Genomic DNA, 22525 nt, shown 5'->3' with positions numbered 1-22525 from the left:
TAGTCATCGTCATCATCTAATCATCGTCATCATAAGGCTGCGGCTGGGCCGCGGGAGGCGGCGGCGCAGCATTATAACGCGGTGACGGCGCCGGCCTGCCGCGCGGAACCTGTTGCTGCGGCGGCATCTGGTTATTGGACTGGAATACGGCACGGCACCCGCTCGAGAGCTGCGGCGTGTTCTGCTGCAGGCAGGCCACAATGCGGTTCTCGTCGGGAATCTGGTCGCTGCACAGGCGCCACACATCGGGCGTGCAGGCCATCTGTTGTTCCAACGTGCCGCGATGCTCCTGAGCAAAGGCCGCGCCTTGCGCAACCATGCCGCCGACCGCAACCGCCAATCCCAGCGCAATTCGCTTTGTTCGCATCTCTCGCTTCCTTCCCGAGTCTCCTGATTTGTCGTCAATCAATGAGACGCGGTCAGGTTCTCACCCAACAAAAAAATGTGAAAGCGCAGCTGGAACCTGGCTCAGCTTTCAGCCTGCCGCGCCTTGGCATCCGACGGCGTCATACCGAAGCGCCGGCGAAACGCCCGGTGAAAATACGAGACGTCGTTGAAACCAGCGAGATAGGCAAGATCGCTGATCTTGCTCAGCCGATGCAGCGGATCGCCCAGCAGCCGTGCCGCCCGCAGCAGCCGCTGCTCCAGCAGGAATTCGGAATAGGTAACGCCACTGCGCTCGAACAGCAATTGAACCGTGCGCGGGCTGGCGCGATGGCGCCGCGCCAGATCGGTGAGCGTGAGGCTGCCGTCACCGAGCCGCGCCAGAATGTCCGCCTTGATGACTTCCAGTCGCGCCGCTGCGAGGCCCCGCTCCTTCGCCTGTTCGGTGGCGTCGCGCCTGCCGCCAAGCACCAGCACCATCAAATCCATCAGGTGCTGCGAAACGGCGTGCTGCGCCAGCGCATCGAGCCCCTGGGCGTGCAGAACCGCGAAGTCGTAATATCGATGTAGCAGCGCAGTGAGCGCGGGGTCATGATCGAGCGGCCGCGCAACGCTGTCTTCGGCATCGGGGCAATAAGACAGCAGCGTCTTGCGGTCGAACAAGGCGGCCTTGTTGCCGCCCTCGCCGAGCTGCGAGACGTAAGCGCCCTTGATGGAGGCGTCGATGAGGCTGATGCCCCGCGGCGCGACTTCGAGCGCGCGACGGCCCATGACGGCGTGCAACGGTGAATCCGGCGCGATCAGCAAAGCCAGATTGTCGCTGGCACCGAGCGTCATGAATCTGATCGGCGTGCCGTTGCAAGAGGATATCGTTGCCTGCGGCAGCACCAACGCCTTGACGTCGCAGTGAAAAGAGCCGTCGGACAGCGGCGCGAGATCGGCGGCCATCACGCGGCGGCAAAATTCCTCCCGCCACATCTCATAGGCCGGCCCATGCGGGTCGCCGGCATAGCCGATGCGCGGCACGCCGGGGATCGATTGGCCGTCGGTCGCCCGCAACGCGCATCTCCACGCTCATTCCAGAGACATTGATAGCGCGTTGGTTGCAGTGCGCAACGCGCCGCGGACGCGATTGCGCGCCAGGCCCGATCAATTTGCGCATTAGTCCATTCGCTGCGGCAACACGCCGCGACGCTGGCGCAACAGTCCGTGGCACCGCCGCAACAGCGCCCGAGCAAACCGGCGTCTTGCGCCTTTAGCCATAGGGCATTTCGCATCCCTCCAAGAAGCGCAGCGGCCTCCCCGCTAGCAATTGTGCTGGAATGAGGAATCCGTCGATGCTGACCGCAATACCAGTCTGTGCGCACAACGTTTCACTGGCTGCCATCCTGCGTAACAGGCTGCTCGTCACCACGGCGCTGGCGCCGCTTGTGCTCGCGGCCCTGCCCGTGCTGATGCCCGGCGCGGCCCTCGCGGCCTGCACCGTGGCCGGCACAGGCACGATCGGCGCGCTCAATTCCGGCGATGTGGCGACCTGCACCGGCCCCGGCAACACCAACCACATCAACGCCACGGGCGGCGCCAACGTCACGGTGAACGTCGGCGACGGTACGGTGACGTCGCTGCTGCCCGGCGCCGGGATTCCCGCGATCGTCTACGACGGCACGTCGAATTCGAATGTGACGATCAACAATCAGGCTACCGTCTCCACCTACAGCGGAGCCGTCTTTCTGTCGAACGGCTCGAACAACAACACCGTAACGGTCGCGGCCGGCGCGATCACGGAGGCCACCGGCATCGCGGAAGCAGCGATCGTCATCGACAATTCGAATGGCAATATCGTCAATATTCGCGGGACGGCCGTCGGCACCGGAGGAAACACGCACGGGCTCCGGATCAGCGGCACGTCGGCCGGGAATATCGTCACTGTCGATCAGGGCGGAGTGATCGACGGCGGCCATACGGCCGTACAAATCCTTGCCGGCGGCAACACCCTGGTCAACGCCGGCACGATTTTCGGCGGCTTCGTCCTGGCAATCCAGGGGTCCTCCGGCAGCGACACCATCGTCAATTCCGGGACCATCACGACCGGAGGCAGTGGAGCGATTGATCTGTTGGGCGGCGATGACGTCCTCACCGTCGCGCCGGGATCGACGATCACCGGGTATGTCCGCGGCGGGACGGGCACCGACACGCTGAAATTCGGCGGCAGCGGCAGCGCGTCGTTCGATCTCGGCACGCTCGGGGCCTTCCTGCAATATGACGAGTTCGAGCAGCTGGCCAAGACAGGCGCTTCGATCTGGACGCTGACCGGCGCCACCGCTTTCAACGGCCCGACGACGGTGGATGCCGGCGGCCTGATCGTGAACGGCACGCTGCCATCGGTGGTCACCGTCAATGGCGGCACTCTCGGCGGCACCGGCACGGTCGGCGGCATCGTCGTCAACAATGGCGGCATGGTCGCGCCCGGCAATTCGATCGGCACCCTCAACGTCAACGGCAACGTCACCTTCAACGCCGGCGCGACCTTTCAGGTCGAGATCAACCCGGGCGGTCAATCCGACAAGATCGCAGCGACCGGGACGGCGACGCTCAATGGCGGCACCGTGCAGATCGTGCCGCTCGGCGCGGGCTTCCTCGCCAATACCCAATATACGATCCTCACGGCGGCCGGCGGGGTCAGCGGAACGTTCGCAACGCTCACGACCTCGGGCAGCCCGCTGGTTACGGGGCAACTCAGCTACGACACCAACAATGTCTATTTCCTGCTGCAGCAGATCGGCGGATTCGGCACGCTGTCGGGCCTGACGCCGAACCAGGCTGCGGTGGCCGGCGCGCTGGATCAGGCGCAGTCCGGCGGCGCATCGGGAGCGCTGGGCACCGCGATCAACACGCTCGCCGCGCTCGGCACGTCAGGCATCAAGGCCGGTCTCGACGATCTCGCCGGGCAAATCCACGCCGACGGCCGCCGCTTCACGGCGGATCAGGCCGACATGTTCCAGAACTTCATGTGGAACGCCGGCACGCAGTCGCGCGGCGAGAGCGTCCGGATGTCGGCATCGGCCTATGCCGAGGAGCCGGCGGATCCGATCGGCAAGGCGCTGCGAGGACGCCGCGCTGCGCCGGTGCAGAGCGTCTGGTTCGGCGGCTACGGCAATTGGGACAAGGTGGCGGCGAGCAATATTGCGTTCGGAACGAGCACCGCCGTCGGCGGCGCGGCGCTCGGCGCCGATCTCTGGCGCACGCCCGGATTCACGGCGGGCGTTGCGATCGGCGCATCGACCGGCCAGCTGCGCATGGCGGGACGCGCCGACCGCATCGACGCCAATACAGGCCATGCCGGCGCCTACGCACGCGGCGAAGCGGGCGGCTTCAATCTCGCCTCCGCGATCAGCTATTCCTTCGCAGCGCTGGAATCCTCGCGCACGATCTCGTTCCTTGGCGAAACGGCAACCGCGTCCTCGCGGGCGAACACCTTTGCCGCTTCGGTCGGCATCGCGCGCCCCATCGCGATGGTGTGGGGCCTGACCGCCGAGCCGTTCGCGAAGGCCGACTGGTATGCGACGCGCCAGGGCAGCCTGTCCGAAACCGGCGCGCCCGGCGTCAACCAGCTGGTGCGCGGCGGCAGCTTCGACGTTGCGTATGGTACGGCAGGCCTGCGCGCCCATCACCGCATGACCATGCCGAACGGCCACGCGGCGCAGATTGGCGCGACCGTTGCCGTGCGCCATGAGTTCACCGGCGGTGCGGCAACCACCCTTGCGGCGCTCGAAGGCGCGCCCGGCATTCCGTTTGCGATCACCGGCGTCGAACGGGCGCGCACAGTGGCGCTCACCGGCGCGGAGATCCGCTGGGATTTCACGGCCACGACGTCGTTCAAGGCATCTTACGAGGGCGCATTCGCGCCGGGATATGACCGGCACACCGTGCGGGGCCTGGTCCGCAGCGAGTTCTAAGCCCCTACTCCACCTTGCCGATCTTCTTCACCGCCGCGATCAGCCGCGTGCTGTCATCAGCGACGAATTGCGAGAAGGCCGGCGCGTCCTGATAGGCGACGAGACTGCCCGAGGTCTCGAAAGCCCTGAGCACATCGGGGCTCGCCATCACCTGTCCCATCGCTTCGCGCAGCCGGGTCGCGACCGGTGCGGGAAGGGAGCGCTGCGCAAACAGCCCGGCCCAGATGTACATCTCGACATCCTTGTAGCCGAGCTCCTGGAAGGTCGGCACGTCGGGAAAGCTCGCGATGCGCTGCGCGCCGCAATTGCCGAGCACGCGGAGCTTGCCGTCGTCGACCTGCGGCTTCAGCGTGCCGGGCGCAGCCGCGATGGCCTGCACGGTGCCGCTGAGCAGCGCGGTCAATGCGGGACCCGCGCCGCGGAACGGAACGTGCAGCAGCTTGATGCCGGCGCTGTTTGCGAACATCTCCATCGCCACGTGCAGGGTGCCATAGGGACCGGACGAGCCGTAGGTGATCTGGCCCGGGCGCGCCTTCGCATCCTCGACGAAATCCTGCGCCGTCTTCCATGGCGCCGAAGCCGGCACAGCGAGCAGCGTGGGATCGGCCAGCACGCGCGCGATCGGCATGAACTGCGAGACCTCGTAGGCGGCGGGCCGCTCGAACAGCCGGTCGGCTTCGGGGAGCACCGCAAGCGAGGACAGCGTCATCAGCAGCGTGTAGCCATCGGGCTCGGCGCGCGCGGCGGCGGCATTGCCGACCGATCCGCCGCCGCCGCCGGCGCGGTTGTCGACGATGACGGGCTTGCCGAGGATCCGCTCCAGCGCCATCGCCACGGGGCGCGCAGCAAGGTCGGCCTGTCCGCCGGCCGGAAACGGCACGATCAGGGTAATATTGCGCGCGGGATAGGCTTGGGCGAAGGCCGTGTTTGGCCACAATGTGGGCAACAACGGCAGTGCGGCAACGGCGCGCAGGAGATCGCGACGATCCATGGCAGGTCCTCCCCGGTTTTTTCTTGTTTCGGCACCAGCCTACCGCGGCAATCGGCAAGAACAAGACGTTTACGAAGCGTTATCCATGTTCAGCCCGGTCCGGAACGCCGCCCTGCACCTCCCGTTAGCCTCCCGGGGCGTGAGTGGAGGGAATGCGTTATGGGAAAACTCGCGACCATCGACGTCGCCCTCGACGAGATGCTGGTGAATCTCGCCGCGATCGTCCTGCGGCTGTCAAAGCCCGAAATGACGCGAACCCCGGAAGCGCGTCACGCGCTGGCGCAATCCGTCCATCAATACGGCGTCTGCGCTGCGCGCTCGAACGATCCGCGCGTTCATGAATTGAAGTCGCAGCTCGACGAGACGTTGAAGCCGAATTTGCGCATCGTCGTGCGCAATGGCGTGAAGGTGTCCTAGCGAGATGCCGTAGGGTGGGCAAAGCGAAGCGTGCCCACCATCACTCGCCGAATTGCCCCGCGATGTCCCTCATATCCCCTCCCCAATCCAAGGGAAGGGCGCCCTGCTCCACATAGCGATGGAAGCTGCTGAGCGACCAATCGCGTACGCGATTCACCAGACCATGCTTGACGGGATTGAAGTGAATGTAATCAACGTGACGCTCCAGATCGGAGTCGTCTCGGATTGCGTGCTCCCAGTAGCGGCGTTGCCAAATACCTTTCTCGCGCTTGAGTAACTTGCTTGCCGAGCGCTCCCGCGCTTCCAAGCCTCGCGAAAATCCGCCCTTGATCAGATTCCAACGCGATGAAAAGTCGACATCGTGGTCTGGAAGCGACCAAATGGCATGGAGATGGTCAGGCAGGATACAAATAGCGACGGTCTCGAACGGGCGGCGCTGCTGAACGGTTTGGTAAATGCGGCGCAAGCGATCAGCTTGATCGACGAGCAGCGTGCTCGACCGATCTTCGAGCACAACGGTGAAGAAGAACGTGATGCCTTGTGCTCGCCGATATCGAGACACTTTTGATCCCTTCAGGCAAAGACGTGGGCACGCTTCGCTTTGCCCACCCTACGGTAGTGCCTCGAACGATAGACTAGCGAGCTGCCGTAGGGTGGGCAAAGGCGCGAAGCGCGGTGCCCACCAAAAGCAGTTATGCGGTTTTGCTTCCCTTCTTCGGCCGCCGCTTGCAGGTGCCGGGCAGCTTTGCGGCGAGAAAATCGCCGAGGGCTTCGACGCGGGCGGGGCGCGGGCCGCCGGGCGGCGTTACCAGATGCACCGCGCCTTCGGCCTGCTTCCAGTCTTTCAGGATGACTTCGACTTCGCCGGATGAAATCGCATCACCGACGATGAACTCGGGCAGCTCGGCAATGCCGAGCCCCGCGATCAGCGCGGGCATGACGGCTTCACCATTGTTGACGCGGAGCTGGCCGCCCGGACGCACGCTGGCCTGCTCGCCGGCCGAGTTGGTGTAGTGCCAGACGTTCGGCGTGGAGAGATAGGCGTAGCTGAAGCATTTGTGCTCGGCGAGATGCATCGGATGCGTCGGTCGTCCCTCGCGCTTGAGATAGGACGGCGCCGCGACCGTGAAGCGCGGCATGGTGAAGAGCCGCCGCGCGATCAGCGACGAATCCGGCAGCCGTGCGATCCGCACCGCCATGTCAAAACCCTCGCCGATCAGATCGACGGTCGCGTCGCTCAGATGGAGATCGACCGAGACTTCCGGATAGGTCTCGAAAAACTCCGGCAGCAGCGGCGCCACCGCCTTGATCCCGAATGTCATGGGCACGGCAAGCCGCACCAGGCCGCGCGGCGCCACCGATTGCGCCAGCGCCTCGTTCTCCGCCGCCTCGCCGTCCGCGAGCAGACGCGTCGCGCGTTCGGACAGCTTGTGCCCGGCATCGGTCAGCGCCAGCCGCCGCGAGGTGCGGTTGAACAGCCGGGCGCCGAGCCGCTCCTCCAGCCGCGTGACGGCCTTGGAGACCGTCGCCTTCGACATCGCAAGCTCGCTCGCGGCCCCCGCAAACGACCGTAATTCCACGACTTTTGCGAAAATCGCGAGGGCCTCGAAATCGGGGAGCTTTGCCATGGCGCCAGTCCAATCAGAGTAATTAAGGAAACAATGCGTTTCAACAGTTTCTATTTCTATACCACAGGCAGAGGCTTATCCAAGGGTCATCAGAAATTCAGGACCGGAGAAATCCAATGACCAAGAAGCTCTCAGGCAAGGTTGCCCTCGTCACCGGCGGTTCGCGCGGCATTGGTGCGGCCTCGGCCCGCGCGCTCGCCGATCAAGGCGCAGATGTCGCCATCAGTTACGTCGCCTCGCCCGAAAAGGCGGAAGCAGTCGTCACCGAGCTGAAGGCTCGCGGCGTCAAGGCCCGCGCCTTCAGGGCGGATCAGGCTTCCGCGAAAGACGTGACGCAGCTCGTCAATGACGTTGCGAAGGAATTCGGCCATCTCGACATCCTCGTCAACAATGCCGGCGTCGCCAATGGCGGTGCCATCGACGATGCCAATGCGGACACCGAAGCGCTCGCGCGGCAGGATGCCGTCAACGTGCATGGCGTGATCGCGGCGATCCGTGCCGCCTCGCAATTGATGGGTGAAGGCGGCCGCATCGTCACTGTCGGCTCGATGTTGGCCGACCGCGCTTCGTTCCCGGGTCTTGCCGACTACGTCGCCACCAAGGCGGCCGTGGTCGGTTACACCAAGGGCGCGGCACGCGACCTCGGCCCGCGCGGCATCACCGTGAACGTGGTGCAGCCCGGCTCGATCGATACCGACATGAATCCGAAGGACGGCGGCGAGTTCGCGGAGACCCAGCGCAAGCAGCACGCGCTGCAGCGTTTCGGCCGGCCCGAGGAAGTCGCCGCCGGCGTGGTCTTCCTCGCAAGCCCCGAAGCCTCCTTCGTCACCGGCACCGTGCTCAATGTCGACGGCGGGTTCGGCGCCTGATCAAGACGCCGACCACTCCAACAAGGACTACGCAGATGATCGAACTCAGACCCTTCGACAAGCTCGGCGGCGCCGATCACGGCTGGCTCAAGGCCAGGCATCATTTCTCCTTCGCGAGCCATTATGACCCGAACAACATGGGTCACGGAAGCTTGCGGGTGTGGAACGACGACGAGATCGCGCCGAACACCGGCTTTCCAGCCCATCCCCACGCCAACATGGAGATCATCACCTATGTGCGCGAAGGCGCGATCACCCATCAGGACAGCCTCGGCAACGAAGGCCGCACCGAGGCGGGCGACGTGCAGGTGATGAGCGCCGGCAGCGGCATCCGTCACTCCGAGTACAATCTCGAGCCGACGCAGACCCGGATCTTCCAGATCTGGATCGAGCCGACGACACGCGGCGGACAGCCGACCTGGGGCTCGAAGCCGTTCCCCAAGGCTGACCGTTCCGGCAAGCTGGTGACGATCGCCAGCGGGATCGCAGGCGACACGGATGCGCTGCCGATCCGCGCCGACGCGCGGGTGCTCGCCACCACGCTCAAGGCCGGCGAGCGCGCGGAGTATGCGCCCGAGAGGTTGCGGCATCTCTATCTCGTGCCCGCAGCCGGTTCAGTCGAGATCAACGGCGTCCGCGTCAACGCCCGCGACGGCGCCGCGATCCGCGACGAGGAGCGGCTGACAATCACGGCCCTGGAAGACACCGAGCTCGTGCTCGTCGACGCGGCGTAAGCGCCGCTCACGGCAAACAACTCAACTCATCATTCAACGGAGACCACCATGACCAAAGTTCTCGTGCTGTATTATTCCGCCTATGGCCACATCGAAGCGATGGCCAATGCCGTCGCTGAAGGTGCGCGCGAAGCCGGCGCCACCGTCGACATTAGGCGCGTGCCCGAGCTGGTGCCGGCCGAGGTCGCCAAGGCGTCCTATTACAAGGTCGATCAGGCTGCTCCGATCGCCAAAATCGAGGAGCTCGCCAATTACGACGCGATCATCGTCGGCACCGGGACGCGCTTCGGCCGCATGGCCTCGCAGATGGCGAACTTCCTCGACCAGGCTGGCGGGCTCTGGGCCAAGGGCGCGCTGCACGGCAAGGTCGGCGGCGCCTTCACCGCGACCGCGACCCAGCATGGCGGCCAGGAGACGACGCTGTTCTCGATCATCACCAACCTCCTGCATTTCGGCATGACCATCGTCGGCTTGAACTACGGCTTCGCCGGCCAGATGAAGCTCGACGAGGTCACCGGCGGTTCGCCTTACGGCGCCACCACCATCACCGGCGGCGACGGCAGCCGCCAGCCCAGCGCCAACGAGCTCGAAGGCGCGCGCTACCAGGGCCGCCAGATCGCGGAGACCGCCAGGAAACTTCATGGCTGAGCTGCATCACTGATGCGAGGCGGGGGCGACATTCTCGTTCGGGAATGCCGCCCTCAACTCCGCTCGTTCTTCTTCCTCACGAGATCGCGCCCGATCGGACGCAGCGGTTCGCTCCGCAGCACCAGCGAGGTCGTAACGGCGCCGAAGCCGGCGATGCGGTCCACGATCGTCTCGAGGTCTTCCGGCGCCGGAACGAGCACCTTGAGCACGAAGCAATCATCGCCGGTGACGCGATGGACCTCGATGATGTGGGGAATCTCGGCGAACCGTTTCAGGCAGGTCTTGATGTGCTCGTGCGTGGTGCGCAGGCGCACCAGTGCCATCAGGCCGAGACCGAGCGCGCGCGGATTGATCCGGGCGCCGTAGCCCTCGATGATCCCGGATTCCTCGAGCCGCTTGACGCGCTCGGAGACCGCCGGCTGCGACAGCCCGACCGAACGGCCAAGCTCGGACAGCGGCACGCGCGCATTGGCCTGCAGCGCCTCCAGGATTTTCAGATCCTTGGCATCAATGCTCCCGAAGCGATCCAACAAAACTCTCCATTCCACCTTGAGATCATCGGCAGATGATCGATTTGGCCGATGATCTGCCATGTCACGCAGCAGCGGGACCGGCCACACTGCGCGTCCATCTCAGATATCACGGGACGATCATGCACGACATCATCACCTTGCCCGGCCTCGGCGGCTCCGGCGACGCCCATTGGCAGACGCTCTGGGAGCGCCGCGACGAGCGCTTCAGGCGATTTCAGCCGGCGAGCTGGGATCGGCCCGACCTCGACGATTGGGAGCAGGCACTGGAGCAGGAGGTCGGGCGTTGCACGAAGCCGCCGGTGCTGGTCGCACACAGCCTCGCCTGCCTGCTGGTGGCGCACTGGGCCGCCCGCTATCCGTCCGCGATCGCCGGCGCGTTTCTGGTCGCAGTGCCCGATCCCGATGGCGCCGATTTTCCGGCGGAAGCGGCTGCGTTCAAGCCGGTCCCCGATCGCGCGCTGCGATTCCCGTCGCTCGTCATCGCCAGCACGGACGATCCCTATGGCGAGATCGACGTTACGCGGCAGCGCGCACGCGCCTGGCAGTCCGGCCTGATCGTGCTGGGCGCACGCGGCCACATCAATGCGTCGAGCGGGATCGGTGACTGGCCGCAAGGGCGGGCGTTGCTGGATGCCTTCAGTGCAGGCCTTGCGAGATGACCAATCAGCGCATCTTGCGCAGCGCCGGGGTGGCGACGGCCGCAAGCCTGGGATAGCGGCGCAGGTTCTGCGCGGCATGATCGCGCCATGCATAGGGCGCACCGCGCCAGGACAGCGCGATGCTGACATCGGTGAGCGCGACCTTGTCGGCGCCGAAGCGGCGCTTGTAGTCCTGGTTACCGATGCTGAGGTCGAAGCGGCGCACGCCCTGCGCATGCAACGCCGCCATGGTGCGCTCGGTGACGAGCAATCCCGGCGAGCAGCTCGACCATGAATCGCCGGCGTGGCTGATCCGCAGCAGGAAATAGGTCGCGCCAGATCTGACGCCAAGCGTGGTTGCGACAACGCCTTCGTCGCAAACCAATGCCGAGATGACGGCATAGCCTTCCGCGATACCCTGGCGGGTGACCTCGCGATAGAACTGCGCATGGGTCGCGTCGTTGAGGACGAAGCGCGAGCCAAGCTTGTGCATCCGCGCCTGCTGCTGGACATCCATCACGTCGAGCAATTCGTGCGCCCGCGCGACATCGGTGGCGATCTCGAACCGCGCGCCCTCATGACGCGTGAACACCCGCCAGCAACGCGGCATCTGCATGCGCTTGATCGAGGCCTGATAGTCTTCGTAATGGTCGCCGGTCAGCACCAGATTGCCGTTGAGCGAGCAGGATCCGATCCGGCCCAGCGACACCAGCGGGTTCGGCCTGCCGCCGACATGGGCCGGCATCTTCTTCAGGCGCAGCAGATCGAAGCGGTCGGGCAGCGCGCGCAGCGCGTCGACCAGCGCCTTGTTGATGGCATCCGCGTCCAGATCGGCATCGAGCGCCAGGATCGGCGCGTTGTTGTCGGAGACGCCGAGGTCGGCGAACTCGACGATGCGGATGCCGCGCCTGTTGTGGCTGATCAGCGGCACCACCGCGATGTCCTTGCCGGTCGCGGCATCGGAGATCACGGCAATCAGCGGCGCAACATCGTGGAACGCCGCGTACCAGGCGCCGAGCCAATGGCCATGCTGGAACGCGGTCCGAAGTCCCGCATTCAGGCGCGATGCGGCCCGCCGCCAGTCACGCACGAAATCGATCACGATTCCCGACGTGCTGGATACAAGGCCATTTGGTTGCTGGACGCTGAGGAACGTCATCCGCGGGACATACGATTACTGAATGTTTCCAGATAGATTATGTTTTGTCGCAGGCCACAAGTGACGTCGCAGCTTATCGTTAAGGTGGTGCCACCATCGCTGCCGGCTGCGACAAGCTGTCAGCGCTTGAATTCCGGATTGGGTTCCGTCGGCGCGACGCATTGGAACCTGGCAAGAAAATGCAGGCCGGCGACGGCAAGCGCGAACATGAACCAAATCGGATTCTGCCGTTCGAGCAGGAAGGTCTCGGTGGCCCCGTAATAGAGTCCGAACAGCCACACGGTCAGGAACAGCTTTGCCAATGCGCTGCTGCGGTTGTGAGTCTGGGCTGACTGGAAATTGCCGAGCGGCGCGAGCACGAAGACCAGAATCACCAGCAACAGCCCCGGCAGACCGATGGTGACCGCGAGATCGAGATAGCTGTTGTGGCTGTGCGCGGCGCTCGTCGCCCATTCGGAGCCCTGGGCGGTCTGCCGCGCCGTCACGTCGTCCCAGAACGCCGCGTAGCCGTGACCGATGACCGGTTTCTCGGCGACGGCTGCGAGCGCGAACTCCCAGATCGCGGACCGACCTGTGAAAGTGGGATCGAGCGGAAGCATCCGCGTCATCGCCCCGAGCGCCGGGCTCAGGACACTGCCGACCGTCAGCAAATTCATCACGATCAGCGGCACGAAGCAGATCAGCCGCTTCAGCCACAGGCTTCGTGTCACATAGACCAGCGATGCGAGCGCGTAGATCGCAAGGCACAGCACCGACGAGGTCTTGCCGCCGGTGAAGATCAGGAAGATGCCGGCCAGCGCAGCGATTGCCGGACCCATCACGAACGAGCCGACACCGCAGAGATAAATGCCGACATAGACCAGGATGGTCATCACGGGCGAGGCGACGTTCTTGTGTCCGAAGCTGCCGCGCCAATCGCCGGCCAATTGCGGCTCGGTGAGGTCGAGCGCAGTGTGCATTGAATATTCGGGCGCGAGGAAGACGCCGAGATAGCACAGCACCAGCAGCACGAGCGCGGCGCTGCCAAGGCACAGATTGAAGCTGCGCTGCGTCGGCGGCAGCAACGGCAACAGCACGGCAAGCGACGTCACGCTGGCCGCAAGCACGAAGCGCTGGATCGAGACGCCACGACTCTCGGAGAAGACGATGTTGATGACAAGCCAGCCGACGAGACACAGATGCAGCGGTGTCACCAGGCTCTTCAGCGCCGGCGCGTCGGTCGCGGCGGCGAACAGCATCGCGATCGCGGCCAGGAGGCCCCAGGAGATGTAAGTGAGCGCCATGCGCCCGCCGACGACGGTGGTGACATCCTCGTTGCGCAGGTCGGGAAACGGATCGAGCGTGATCAGCACCAGCAGCAGCGCCGCAACGGCAACGAGGCAGCGCGCGGCCCGCACGGCATTGAGTCCCGCAAGCCCGTCACGCAGCACGTGAGCGAGCGATCGGGCCTCGACGTCGGTGATGTCAGTGGCGCTGCGATCCATGGCTCGAGACAAATGGTGAAGCCGGGGGAATTCGAACTCTTAGCCTGTCCCTGTTAAGCATCCGTCAACCAGCACGTCCGAGGCCTGTGACGCCGCCTGCGGCCGCACGATGCTGCGCGCGATCTCGTAATATTGCAGCGCGCGCTGCTCCAGCGTGAGGTTGTCGAGCACGAAGCCACGCGGATCGAACGCGCCGGTGGCGCATCCGGCCCAGAAACTGTCCCAGCCTGCCTCGAACCCAGCGACGTCGAGGAATTTGGCGCCGCAACGCTCGTCCCAGTACGGCACCGACGACACCGGCGCGAACTGGACGCGGTGTGGATAATAGTCGGGGTCACGCCACGGTCCGCCGGGATCCCACGCGAACACCGGCACGTCGCAAGACAAGGCCTGCTGGTAGGCGATGCCCTGGCTCTCGTTCTGACACAGGAAGATCATCGCGCGCGAACGCGCCAGCGCAGCCTGATAGTCCTCCTCCTTGTAGCTGCCGTAACGCAGCTCCGTGAACGAGCGGCCTTCCTTGCGCAGGCGCTCGCGGACCGGCTCGATCAGTTCCGGCGCATAGCGCTCGCGGTCCCAATGGACCTTGTCATAGATGAGGACATCGACAGTCTTTTGCGACGAAGGCGACGGCGCCCACAGATCCGTGTCGATGCCGATCGGCCAGGCCTCCGTGTCCGGCCAGTACGGCCGGTACATGTCGACATACCATGGGCCGGGCACCACGACCTTCTTCACCGGCAGGCGCTTGAACAGATCGGGATCGTCGAGCGGATGATTGTGGGCGGCTACTCCAAGCAGGATCGGGTTCTTCCACGCGAACTTGTCGAGCAGGAAGGTGCGGCCGATGATGCAGGCAAGCTCGTCGGGATGCTGCGCGATATGGCCGTAATCGTTGACGCGGTAGCGGATGCCGAGCCGGTCGAGTCCTGCACAGAGATTGAGGAACACGCGCAGCTGTCCGCTCATGCGCGGTTCGCCGAGCAGCATGCGGCGCGCCATGCGCCGCAGATGCCGGTCGCCTGGGAACCAGCGATCGTCCTTGTCCTCGTAGAAGAGGTTGAGGACCATCGCGTCTGGGTCGTGTTCGAACGTCTTTGCGGGCACCGGATCCATCCGCGACAATCAGGTCCGCATTCTCGCATGAGACCGGCTGTCGCACTCATCCAACTTTGCGACAGGCTTAATGCCAGCGGCTTAACGCTAATTGACGAAACCAAGCGCACGCAGACCTTCCCGGCAACGATTCGGCTGTAATGCGGGTATCATTCGCAAGCGGGCCCATGCTGCGATCAATCGCATCATCCATTTGCAAATGCGCCCTGGTTAACAGACTCTTAAAGGCGAGCCGTGGCTCAGATCACCGCCGAAGAAATTCTCGATCTACCGGCCACCACGCGCATCGTCCCGGCGTTGCGCCAGCCGCAGCCGGCGAGCTCGACCACATCGGTGTCCGTCGTCATTCCCGCCAAGAACGTCGCAGCCTATGTCGGCGAAACCCTCGCCAGCGCACTGGCGCAGGGCGAGGTGGGCGAAGTGATCGTCGTGGACGACGGCTCCACCGACGACACCACCGCCATCGTCCGGGGCATTCGCGATCCGCGGTTGCGCCTGATGAGCAACGACTCCGCCGGCGTATCGGCCGCGCGCAATCTCGGCGCGCGATATGCGAACGGGGAATGGCTGCTCTTCCTCGACGCCGACGACCGCCTGCGCCCCGGCGCAGTGGCGGCGCTGCTCGCAGCGGCACGCGGCGCTCCGCGCGCGGTGCTCGTCTACGGCGACTACAACACGATCGACAGCAAAGGACAGCAGATCGGCCGCCGCGGCCTGCTGAAAGGACGCCGCAAGCCGTCAGGCGACGTGCTGTCCCGGCTCGCAAGAGGCAATTTCATCGTCAATGGCGGCGTCGCCCTCGCGCGTGCGGAGGCCTTCCGCGCCATCGGCGGCTTCGACACCGCGCTCAGATATTGCGAGGACTGGCATTGCTGGTGCCGTCTTGCGGCGATCGGCGAGTTCGAGTTCGCGCCGGAGCTCCTGCTCGACTATCGCCTGCACACGACCAACACGATGAACGCTGCAGTACGGACGCCGCAGGACTTCTTCCCCGCGATCGCCCGTGTGTTCGACGATGGCCTGATCATGGCGCGACTGCCTGAGGGCACCACGGCAGAACTGCGCCTGGCGGCCGAGCTTCATCTGATCACCTATTCTGCGATGCAGGCAGTCCGCGTCGGCAGATATCGCGATGCTTTCGGCTATCTCGGGATGGTTGGCCGGCGCTCGCTCAAGGCGTTGCCGCGCGCAATGGCCAGAACAGCCCTCGCCCGCTTCGGCATCTAACTCTTCGCTACAGCGTCACGATACGATCTTCGAGGCCTCATAGGGCTTCGGCGCGAAGCCGAACGCTGCCAGCATGGAGCCGAGCGCGACCAGCGCCGGATGCATCGCGACGACGGCCTTCGATGTCGTCAGCAGGCGGGCGGAGCGAACCAGCGACAGCGGCAACCGTCCGAGCATCTGCGCGAACACCCGCGCCCGCGCGCCCGAGCTCTGCGCAGCCTTGTATTGCACTCGATAATTGATCGCGCCGATCCGCAGGCCGCGCTTGGCGATCCAACTGGAGCTGGTGCGATTCTGCGGTACGGTCTCGGTGATGATAGCCTCTGCCGTCCAATGAAAGACCATGCCGGCGTCGCGGCACCGCACGAAGAAATCACAGTCGCCGCCGCCGAGGAAATTGAAGCGCAAGTCGAAGGCGGGCTTGTCGAACCGCTCGAATGCGGCGCGCGTGATCAGGCAATTGCCGCAGCCATAGATTTGCGGCACGGCGCCGCTGTAATCATAGGCGGGACAGAAGGCGGGGTGACGTGCAAGCCAGGGTTTGCTGTCGTCGTCGAAGACCGGCAGCACCGGCCCACCGACCACATCAGCGCCGGTCGCCTCCTCGGTGCGGACCATCAGCTCAAGCCAGTCGGGCGAGGCGATCTCGTCGTCATCGATCATCAGGAAACGGGTCGCGGCGGGAAACAGCGCCTGCGCCGTCTCGAACGCGGCGTTGATCGCCTGGCAATTGCCCTGACGCGTCTCGATCAGGCAAACGCCCTGGAGCCGGCCGTCGGCAAGGTACTCCGCGGCCACCGGCGCACTCTCGCGCCCCGTCGCATCGTTCTCGACCATGACGACGGCAAAGGAGCGCGGGGTGCGTTGGCTGACGAGCGAGTCCAGTGTCAGCCGCAGATGCTGGGGCCGGCGGAAGCAGGGAATGCAGACGACGATACCGACCGACAGGTCGATGATCCGGGAGCTCGCCACCATCTCCCGGTTGGGATCGTGCACGGCATCCGAGATCCGGCTGGCGGAAAGGTCTGTCGGGATGAGCGTCATAGCCTTCTAGATGTCCGAGATTTATTGAAAAAGCCCTGCATCGATCACGCAGGAATCGTGTTTGTCCTGCGACGGCACATTGCCGCGGGACAGACACGTCCCAAAATGAACAACCCGCGAGAAGCGCGTACCGGCGCTTCAGCGGCGATCTTCCCGCGATTCATCCACTTAACCGCTTTCGCGTGTTTCTCCTGCAAAACCCAGCATGCGTGATAGTGCAATTCGCAGTCCATTGCGCCGGCAGCAGTCCAACATGGACAATGCCGTAGTTAACGACGGTCCGCATTAACCCGACCGTAAGCACCGCGACCGGTGGAGCGGCGCGGCATCAGATTGCTCTTCGGGATGGCGGGATTTTTCCTGTAAATTTAAGTCGAACAAGCGCGGTCAGAAAAAATGAACAAGCCAGCCACGATCGATTTCGCGACAGCCACGGCGATCAACATCCCCACTGCTGCACCCGTCCAGGCGCTGCACGACCTCGTCCCCGGCGAGGCCCGTGACAGCCTGCTCGCCGTCCACGATGTGTTGCGCCGCGAGCTGCCGCAGGGCCAGCTCGCGACCTATGAAGCCGGCGGCGGCTCGTGCAGCGTCCTGCCTCCGGAATTGCTGAGCCGCAGCACCGTCACCGTCGTCGACATCGACGAGGACCAGGTCCGCAACAACACCTATGCGGATGAGGCCATCCTCGGCGACGTGCAGACTTACAGCTTCGGGCGCGAGACCTTCGATCTCGTGATCTGCTACAACGTGATCGAGCACCTGCCCCATGTCGACGCCGCGCTCCTCAATTTTCGCGACGCGCTCAAGCCTGGCGGCATGATCCTGATCGGTGCGCCCAATCCGCGCTCGCTGTCCGGTGTCGTCACCAAATATTCGCCGCACTGGTTTCACGTCTGGTTCTACCGCAACATCCGCGGCATCAAGGATGCCGGCCTGCCCGGCGAGCCGCCGTTCCCGACCTTCTTCCATCCGCTGGTGACGCTGCCCCGGCTCGCAGCGTTCGCGGCCGCCAATGGCCTCGAGATGATCTACCGTCGCGAGGTCGAGAGCCCGCGCTATCCCGAGATGCGCCGGCGCAAGCCGCTGTTCGCGACCCTGGTCGATGCCGGCGCCTCGATGCTCAACGCCGTGCTGCCGCGCGGCACCGACGTCCGCCGCGGCGACTATCACGTCATCCTGCGGAAAAGCTGACGGCCATGCCCGCGCAGCGCAGCGCCGGAGAAGCGAAGCTTCGCCGCGACGTGACGCGCGGTAACGAACCGTTAATCTCTGAAGGACTCCAGCGTCACCGTGACGTGTCGAAGAGTGGCCCCCGCTTAAACGCTTTGTTTGCCATTTCGGTGAATAGTCCCTCACTGAGTATGGTTAATTTTCCCTGTTGCGTTGATTGGGCACCTATATCGCGGGTGCGTGGCGTAGAGCGAAGAGTAACCCCTCAGCCTGCGGCAGTTGGAATGAAAGCTGGGGATCATGCTTGACTATAACCAGCCGATAGATCGGGCCGGACCGGAGACCCAGCAGCAGAGGCCTCAGGCCGGCTTCAACGTGCTGGAGCTCGTCAATCTGCTCTGGCGCCGGAAGATCGCGATTGCCGCGGCCGCGCTCCTCGGTGCGACGCTTGCCGTCGCAGTCGGCAAGAGCGTAACGCCCCGCTACACCGCCACCGCCCAGCTCTATGTCGACCCGCGCGAGCTTCAGCTCGTCGACCGCGAGCTCACGCCGCGCGCCCAGGACGTCTCCGGCATGGCCATGGTGGTGGAGAGCCAGGCGCGCCTGATCACGTCCAACAGCGTGCTGCTCCAGGTGATCCAGCAGGCCGGCCTCGACAAGGACCCCGAGTTCGGCGGCGGCGGCGACGCCAGGAGCCTGATGTCGTCGCTGCTCGGCCTGATCGGCGTTCGGCCGCCCGCGCCCTCCGCCGCGGAGAAGAAGGAAGTGCAGCTCGCGGCGCTCGACGCGCTGAACCGGCACATCACCATCCGCAAGACCGAGAAGAGCTTCATCGTCGACATCGAGGTCTGGTCGACCGATCCGGCGAAGGCGGCGATGCTCGCCAACACGCTGACCAGCGCCTATCTCGCCGAATCCCGTAACTCGCAGGCCTCGGCCGCGCGCCGCGCCACCAACGATCTCTCTGGCCGCCTGAAGGAGCTGCGCGAGCGGCTGCGCGCCGCCGAGACCACGCTTGCCACCTACAAGGCCCAGAATAATTTCGTCGGCACCCAGGACGCGCTGATCAGCGACCAGCAGCTCTCCGCCAGCAACCAGCGGCTCTCCGCGGCCCGCGCGGCGACGATGGACGCACAGGCACGTCTCGACCAGATCGAGGCGAGCCGCCGCACGGCGGCCGATGCCGGCGCGAATTCGGAAGCGCTGCAATCGCCGACCATCGCGAATTTGCGCGCACAATATGCCGACGCCCGCAAGAAATACGCGGAGCAGGCCGGCGAGCTCGGTCCGCGCCATCCGGCGCTGCGCCAGACCGAGAAGCAGGTCGAGGACCTCAAGCGCACCATCAACGAAGAGATCGACCGCTTCGCCCAGTCCGCCAAGAACGATCTGACCCGCGCCCGCGACTTCGAAGCCTCGCTCAACCGGGCACTGGAAGCGCAGAAGCGGCAGAGCGTCCAGCTCAGCCAGGCCGCCGTGCGCCTGCGCGAGCTCGAGCGCGAGGCCGACGCCAGCCGCGACGTCTATCAGTCGTTCCTCAAGCGCTCGCGCGAGACGCAGGAGCAGGAGACCCTGAACACCTCGGCGGCCCGCGTCATCGGCGAAGCCACCGTGCCGCAGCGGCGCTCGTTCCCGCCGGCGATGAGCATGTTCGCGATGATCGGCTTCGTGTTCGGCGCGCTCGCCGCGGCAAGCTGGTTCGTCGCGGCCGAATTCCTGCTCGCCGGGGCTACCGCACCGGCGGCACCGACGCCGGCCCGCCGTGAACGCGCGCAGGCACCACAGGCTTCGCGCGCGCCGGAGCCACCGCGGGCTCCGGAGATTGCTCCACCCGCGCAGGCTCCACGCGCTCCGGAGTTTGCACAGGCGCTGCCGGAAATTTCCGCGCCCTCGCTGCAGCCCGAGATGGACGACAATGCATTGATCGGAAAGCCCCTGATCGCGCGGCTTCAGGAGGCCGACGTCATCCACACGCTCGGCGCCATTCTCGCCACCGGCGGCGGCGTCGATCTCACGCGCTTGGGCTGGCCGACGCTGCGTCCCGGCTTCCCGCTGACGACGCTGCTCAACGCCTGGCGAGACATGCGCGTCACGGTGTCCCGGCGCGCGGGCGGCAAGGCAATGCCGGTCATCGCGCTGGTCGGCGCCGGGGAGACCATCGGACGCAGCGTGACCGCACTGAATTTCGCGCTCGCAGCGGCGCGCGACGGCGCGCGCGTGCTGATGATCGATGCCGATTATCAGGCGCACCCGTTCTCGAACAAGATCGGCCGTCCCGGCAAGACCGAGCCGAGCAAGCTCGGCTGGCTGTCGATCGGCAGCAAGGCCGCGCGCGAGATCAAGACGGTCAACGGCATCTCGGTGCTGCCGGCCGCCGAAAGCGATGCCGGCAAGGCCACCGACGCCATCCGCAAGGCGATCGAGCAGGCGCGCGCCGCCGGCGGTTATGATCTCGTGATCCTCGACGGCCCGGTGACGCCGCTCGACGCCGGCAGCCGCAAGCTGCTCGACGATGCCGACGCACTGGTGGCGGTGCTGCCGACCAGCCTCGACATCAACGACGGCCTCGAAGAAATCCTGAACACGCTCGGCCGCGCCGAGCGCAAGCTCACCGGCGTCGTGCTCGACGAACTCACCCCGGCAACCCAGGCGCGCCAGCGAGGCAGACAATATGCTTGAGCGCCGCATGAATCTGGACGGGCGGGCCGCAACCGCCGACGTGCCGCGGATCACCATCGGTGGCCTTCGCATGGCCGCACTCGATCTGGAAGCCACCGCCGATTTCATGATCGAGGCCACGGATCCGCGTCATCGCATCGGCCGTCCACTGCACCTGACTTCGGCGAACGGTGAAGTGCTGGCGCGCTGCTCGACCGAGCCGGAGACCGAACGCCTGTTTCGCGGCGCCGACCTCATCAATGCGGATGGCCAGCCGCTCGTAGCCGCCTCAAGACTGCAATCCTGGTTTCCGCTGCCCGAGCGCGTCGCCACGACGGACCTGTTCCACGTCGTCGCGCGCAAGGCCGAAGCGCTCGGCCGCAGTTTCTACATGTTCGGCGCCAGCGAGGCAGAGAACGCCGCTGCGGTCGAGAACGTCCGGAAGATGTATCCGGATCTCAAGATCGTCGGCTACAGCCACGGCTATCTGCGCGGTGACGCCCTGCGCGCGAAAGTCGAGGAGATCAACGCGCTCGCGCCTGATTACCTCTGGGTCGCACTCGGCGTGCCCAATGAGCAGGCATTCGTCGAGGAATACACGCCGTTGATGACCAATGTTGGCGTTATCAAGACATCAGGCGGGTTGTTCAATTTTTTATCGGGCAGCCGGTCCCGCGCGCCGCAGTGGATGCAGAAGGTCGGGCTGGAGTGGGCCTGGCGCACCTGGCTCGAGCCGCGCCGCCTGTTCTGGCGCTATTTGACCACTAACCCCCGCGCACTCTATCTTCTCTTCAGCCGCAACCGCCCCCGTCGCTGAGATCAAGAGAAGAGTAGAAGACGACATGACCGACCGACCGACCGTCCTCGTCACAGGAGGCGCGGGCTATATTGGCTCGCATGCCTGCCGCGCCCTGACCGCCGCCGGCTATCAGCCCGTCGTTTATGACAATCTCTCGACAGGTCATCGCAGCTTCGTGTCCGGCCCGCTTGTGGCCGGCGATTTGCTCGACGGCGCGGCGCTGGCGCGCGCCTTTGCCGACCACAAGGTCACCGCGGTGATGCATTTCGCGGCGGCAAGCCTCGTCGGCGAGTCCATGACCGACCCGCAGAAATACTACATCAACAACGTCCAGGGCACGCTGTCGCTGTTGCAGGCGATGCGGAATGCTGGCTGCACGCGCATCGTGTTCTCCTCGACCGGCGCGGTCTACGGCAACGCCGATTCCAAGGAGCTGCCGGAAGACTTTCCGTGCGCGCCGATCAATCCCTACGGCGCGTCGAAATATATGATCGAGCGCATGCTTGCCGATTATCGCTCAGCCTATGGCTTCGGCGCGTTCTGCCTGCGCTATTTCAATGCCAGCGGCGCCGACCCGGCCGGCGGCATCGGCGAGTTGCGCGACAACGAAACCCACCTCATTCCGCGCGCCATGATGGCGCTCCAGGGCCATGTGGACTTCGCGGTGTTCGGCGACGATTACAATACGCCCGACGGCACCGCGATCCGCGACTACATCCATGTCACCGATCTCGCCGCGGCACATGTCGCGGCACTCAAGCTGCTGGAAACGGGACATGCCGGCGGCAGCTTCAATCTCGGCACCGGCTCGGGCTTCTCCGTGCGCGAAATCCTGAACGCCATCAGGCAAGAGACCGGACGCGAGGTGCCGCACACCATGAAGCCGCGCCGCGCCGGCGATCCGACCTATCTTGTCGCCGATGCCTCCGCCGCGCGAAAGGTGCTGAACTTCGTGCCGCGTCACTCCGACCTCGCCTCGGTGATCCGGACCGCCTGGGCCTGGCACCAGACCGCGCATCCGCTGAAGCCGCGCTAGACACCCATATTACGCCTTGCCGTTCGGGCCT

Annotated in this window: 21 protein-coding genes; 11 read left to right on the top strand and 10 right to left on the bottom strand. The window is 65.2% G+C overall.

The genetic code is table 11. The annotated features are described in order from the left end of the window. Positions 1 to 16: 16 nt before the first annotated feature. Together AB7532_RS05430 and AB7532_RS05425 are read right to left on the bottom strand one after the other, a co-directional pair. Positions 17 to 367, bottom strand: a complete 351-nt coding sequence (locus AB7532_RS05430) for a hypothetical protein (protein ID WP_441239191.1) — start codon at positions 365 to 367, stop codon at positions 17 to 19. Positions 368 to 468: 101 nt separating this feature from the next. Then, positions 469 to 1443, bottom strand: a complete 975-nt coding sequence (locus AB7532_RS05425; RefSeq protein ID WP_441233795.1) for an AraC family transcriptional regulator — start codon at positions 1441 to 1443, stop codon at positions 469 to 471. 278 nt (positions 1444 to 1721) lie between these two features. Between AB7532_RS05425 and AB7532_RS05420 the strand changes: the two genes are divergently transcribed. Then, positions 1722 to 4340, top strand: a complete 2619-nt coding sequence (locus AB7532_RS05420) for an autotransporter outer membrane beta-barrel domain-containing protein (RefSeq protein WP_441233794.1) — start codon at positions 1722 to 1724, stop codon at positions 4338 to 4340. A 4-nt stretch (positions 4341 to 4344) separates the two neighbouring features. Here the strand turns inward: AB7532_RS05420 and AB7532_RS05415 are convergent, their stop codons facing one another. After that, positions 4345 to 5331 (bottom strand): tripartite tricarboxylate transporter substrate binding protein, encoded by a 987-nt coding sequence (locus AB7532_RS05415; protein WP_441233793.1) that lies wholly within the window; start codon positions 5329 to 5331, stop codon positions 4345 to 4347. Positions 5332 to 5490: 159 nt separating this feature from the next. Between AB7532_RS05415 and AB7532_RS05410 the strand changes: the two genes are divergently transcribed. Continuing rightward, complete coding sequence (locus tag AB7532_RS05410) at positions 5491 to 5748, top strand: hypothetical protein (RefSeq protein ID WP_441233792.1); 258 nt, start codon at positions 5491 to 5493, stop codon at positions 5746 to 5748. Between the two features lie 40 nt (positions 5749 to 5788). Here AB7532_RS05410 and AB7532_RS05405 read toward each other — a convergent pair whose 3' ends face one another. Both AB7532_RS05405 and AB7532_RS05400 read right to left on the bottom strand, forming a co-directional pair. Then, positions 5789 to 6310, bottom strand: coding sequence for an REP-associated tyrosine transposase (locus AB7532_RS05405; protein WP_441233791.1), 522 nt, complete (start codon positions 6308 to 6310; stop codon positions 5789 to 5791). Positions 6311 to 6440: 130 nt separating this feature from the next. Then, a complete protein-coding gene (locus AB7532_RS05400) occupies positions 6441 to 7376 on the bottom strand; it encodes a LysR family transcriptional regulator (protein ID WP_441233790.1) in 936 nt (311 codons plus the stop codon). A gap of 116 nt (positions 7377 to 7492) precedes the next feature. Here AB7532_RS05400 and AB7532_RS05395 point away from each other — a divergent pair, with 116 nt between their 5' ends. Genes AB7532_RS05395 through wrbA form a run of 3 tightly spaced genes read left to right on the top strand, consistent with a single transcriptional unit; the run spans position 7493 to position 9627 of the window. Then, positions 7493 to 8245: an SDR family NAD(P)-dependent oxidoreductase gene (locus AB7532_RS05395; RefSeq protein WP_441233789.1), complete on the top strand. Its 753-nt coding sequence runs from the start codon at positions 7493 to 7495 to the stop codon at positions 8243 to 8245. Positions 8246 to 8280: 35 nt separating this feature from the next. Further along, positions 8281 to 8979 carry a pirin family protein gene (locus AB7532_RS05390; RefSeq protein ID WP_441233788.1) on the top strand — a complete coding sequence of 233 codons (699 nt, stop codon included), beginning with the start codon at positions 8281 to 8283 and terminating at the stop codon, positions 8977 to 8979. 48 nt (positions 8980 to 9027) lie between these two features. Next, on the top strand, positions 9028 to 9627 hold the full coding sequence (gene wrbA, locus AB7532_RS05385) for an NAD(P)H:quinone oxidoreductase (protein WP_441233787.1): 600 nt from the start codon (positions 9028 to 9030) through the stop codon (positions 9625 to 9627). A 53-nt stretch (positions 9628 to 9680) separates the two neighbouring features. Here wrbA and AB7532_RS05380 read toward each other — a convergent pair whose 3' ends face one another. Then, complete coding sequence (locus AB7532_RS05380; protein ID WP_441233786.1) at positions 9681 to 10157, bottom strand: Lrp/AsnC family transcriptional regulator; 477 nt, start codon at positions 10155 to 10157, stop codon at positions 9681 to 9683. A gap of 122 nt (positions 10158 to 10279) precedes the next feature. Between AB7532_RS05380 and AB7532_RS05375 the strand changes: the two genes are divergently transcribed. Further along, a complete protein-coding gene (locus AB7532_RS05375) occupies positions 10280 to 10819 on the top strand; it encodes an RBBP9/YdeN family alpha/beta hydrolase (protein ID WP_441233785.1) in 540 nt (179 codons plus the stop codon). Positions 10820 to 10823: 4 nt separating this feature from the next. Here AB7532_RS05375 and AB7532_RS05370 read toward each other — a convergent pair whose 3' ends face one another. The 3 genes from AB7532_RS05370 to AB7532_RS05360 form a co-directional block, all read right to left on the bottom strand. Further along, positions 10824 to 11957, bottom strand: coding sequence for a GNAT family N-acetyltransferase (locus AB7532_RS05370; protein ID WP_441233784.1), 1134 nt, complete (start codon positions 11955 to 11957; stop codon positions 10824 to 10826). A 119-nt stretch (positions 11958 to 12076) separates the two neighbouring features. Next, the gene (locus AB7532_RS05365) at positions 12077 to 13441 is read right to left on the bottom strand and encodes an O-antigen ligase family protein (RefSeq protein WP_441233783.1); all 1365 of its coding nucleotides are present in this window, start codon (positions 13439 to 13441) and stop codon (positions 12077 to 12079) included. Positions 13442 to 13480: 39 nt separating this feature from the next. Then, positions 13481 to 14548, bottom strand: a complete 1068-nt coding sequence (locus AB7532_RS05360) for a glycosyltransferase (protein WP_441233782.1) — start codon at positions 14546 to 14548, stop codon at positions 13481 to 13483. 243 nt (positions 14549 to 14791) lie between these two features. On the opposite strand from AB7532_RS05360, the gene AB7532_RS05355 reads away from it, so the two are divergent. Further along, the gene (locus tag AB7532_RS05355; RefSeq protein ID WP_441233781.1) at positions 14792 to 15784 is read left to right on the top strand and encodes a glycosyltransferase; all 993 of its coding nucleotides are present in this window, start codon (positions 14792 to 14794) and stop codon (positions 15782 to 15784) included. Positions 15785 to 15799: 15 nt separating this feature from the next. On the opposite strand, the gene AB7532_RS05350 is transcribed toward AB7532_RS05355, so the two are convergent. After that, positions 15800 to 16828, bottom strand: coding sequence for a glycosyltransferase family 2 protein (locus AB7532_RS05350; RefSeq protein ID WP_441233780.1), 1029 nt, complete (start codon positions 16826 to 16828; stop codon positions 15800 to 15802). A gap of 396 nt (positions 16829 to 17224) precedes the next feature. Here AB7532_RS05350 and AB7532_RS05345 point away from each other — a divergent pair, with 396 nt between their 5' ends. The 4 genes from AB7532_RS05345 (at position 17225) to galE (ending at position 22494) form a co-directional block, all read left to right on the top strand. Then, entirely contained in the window at positions 17225 to 18022 is a 798-nt protein-coding gene (locus AB7532_RS05345) for a methyltransferase (RefSeq protein WP_441233779.1), read from the top strand. A gap of 279 nt (positions 18023 to 18301) precedes the next feature. Next, a complete protein-coding gene (locus AB7532_RS05340; RefSeq protein ID WP_441233778.1) occupies positions 18302 to 20680 on the top strand; it encodes an exopolysaccharide transport family protein in 2379 nt (792 codons plus the stop codon). Beyond that, positions 20673 to 21476, top strand: a complete 804-nt coding sequence (locus AB7532_RS05335; RefSeq protein ID WP_441233777.1) for a WecB/TagA/CpsF family glycosyltransferase — start codon at positions 20673 to 20675, stop codon at positions 21474 to 21476. The genes AB7532_RS05340 and AB7532_RS05335 overlap by 8 nt, the downstream gene beginning before the upstream one ends. Positions 21477 to 21501: 25 nt before the next feature. Continuing rightward, positions 21502 to 22494 (top strand): UDP-glucose 4-epimerase GalE, encoded by a 993-nt coding sequence (galE, locus tag AB7532_RS05330; RefSeq protein WP_441233776.1) that lies wholly within the window; start codon positions 21502 to 21504, stop codon positions 22492 to 22494. The last annotated feature ends 31 nt before the right edge of the window (positions 22495 to 22525 follow it).

Origin of the sequence: Bradyrhizobium sp. 930_D9_N1_4 (assembly GCF_052076015.1) — a bacterium.
GTDB lineage: Bacteria > Pseudomonadota > Alphaproteobacteria > Rhizobiales > Xanthobacteraceae > Bradyrhizobium.
This window is presented reverse-complemented; position numbering and strand designations above follow the sequence as displayed.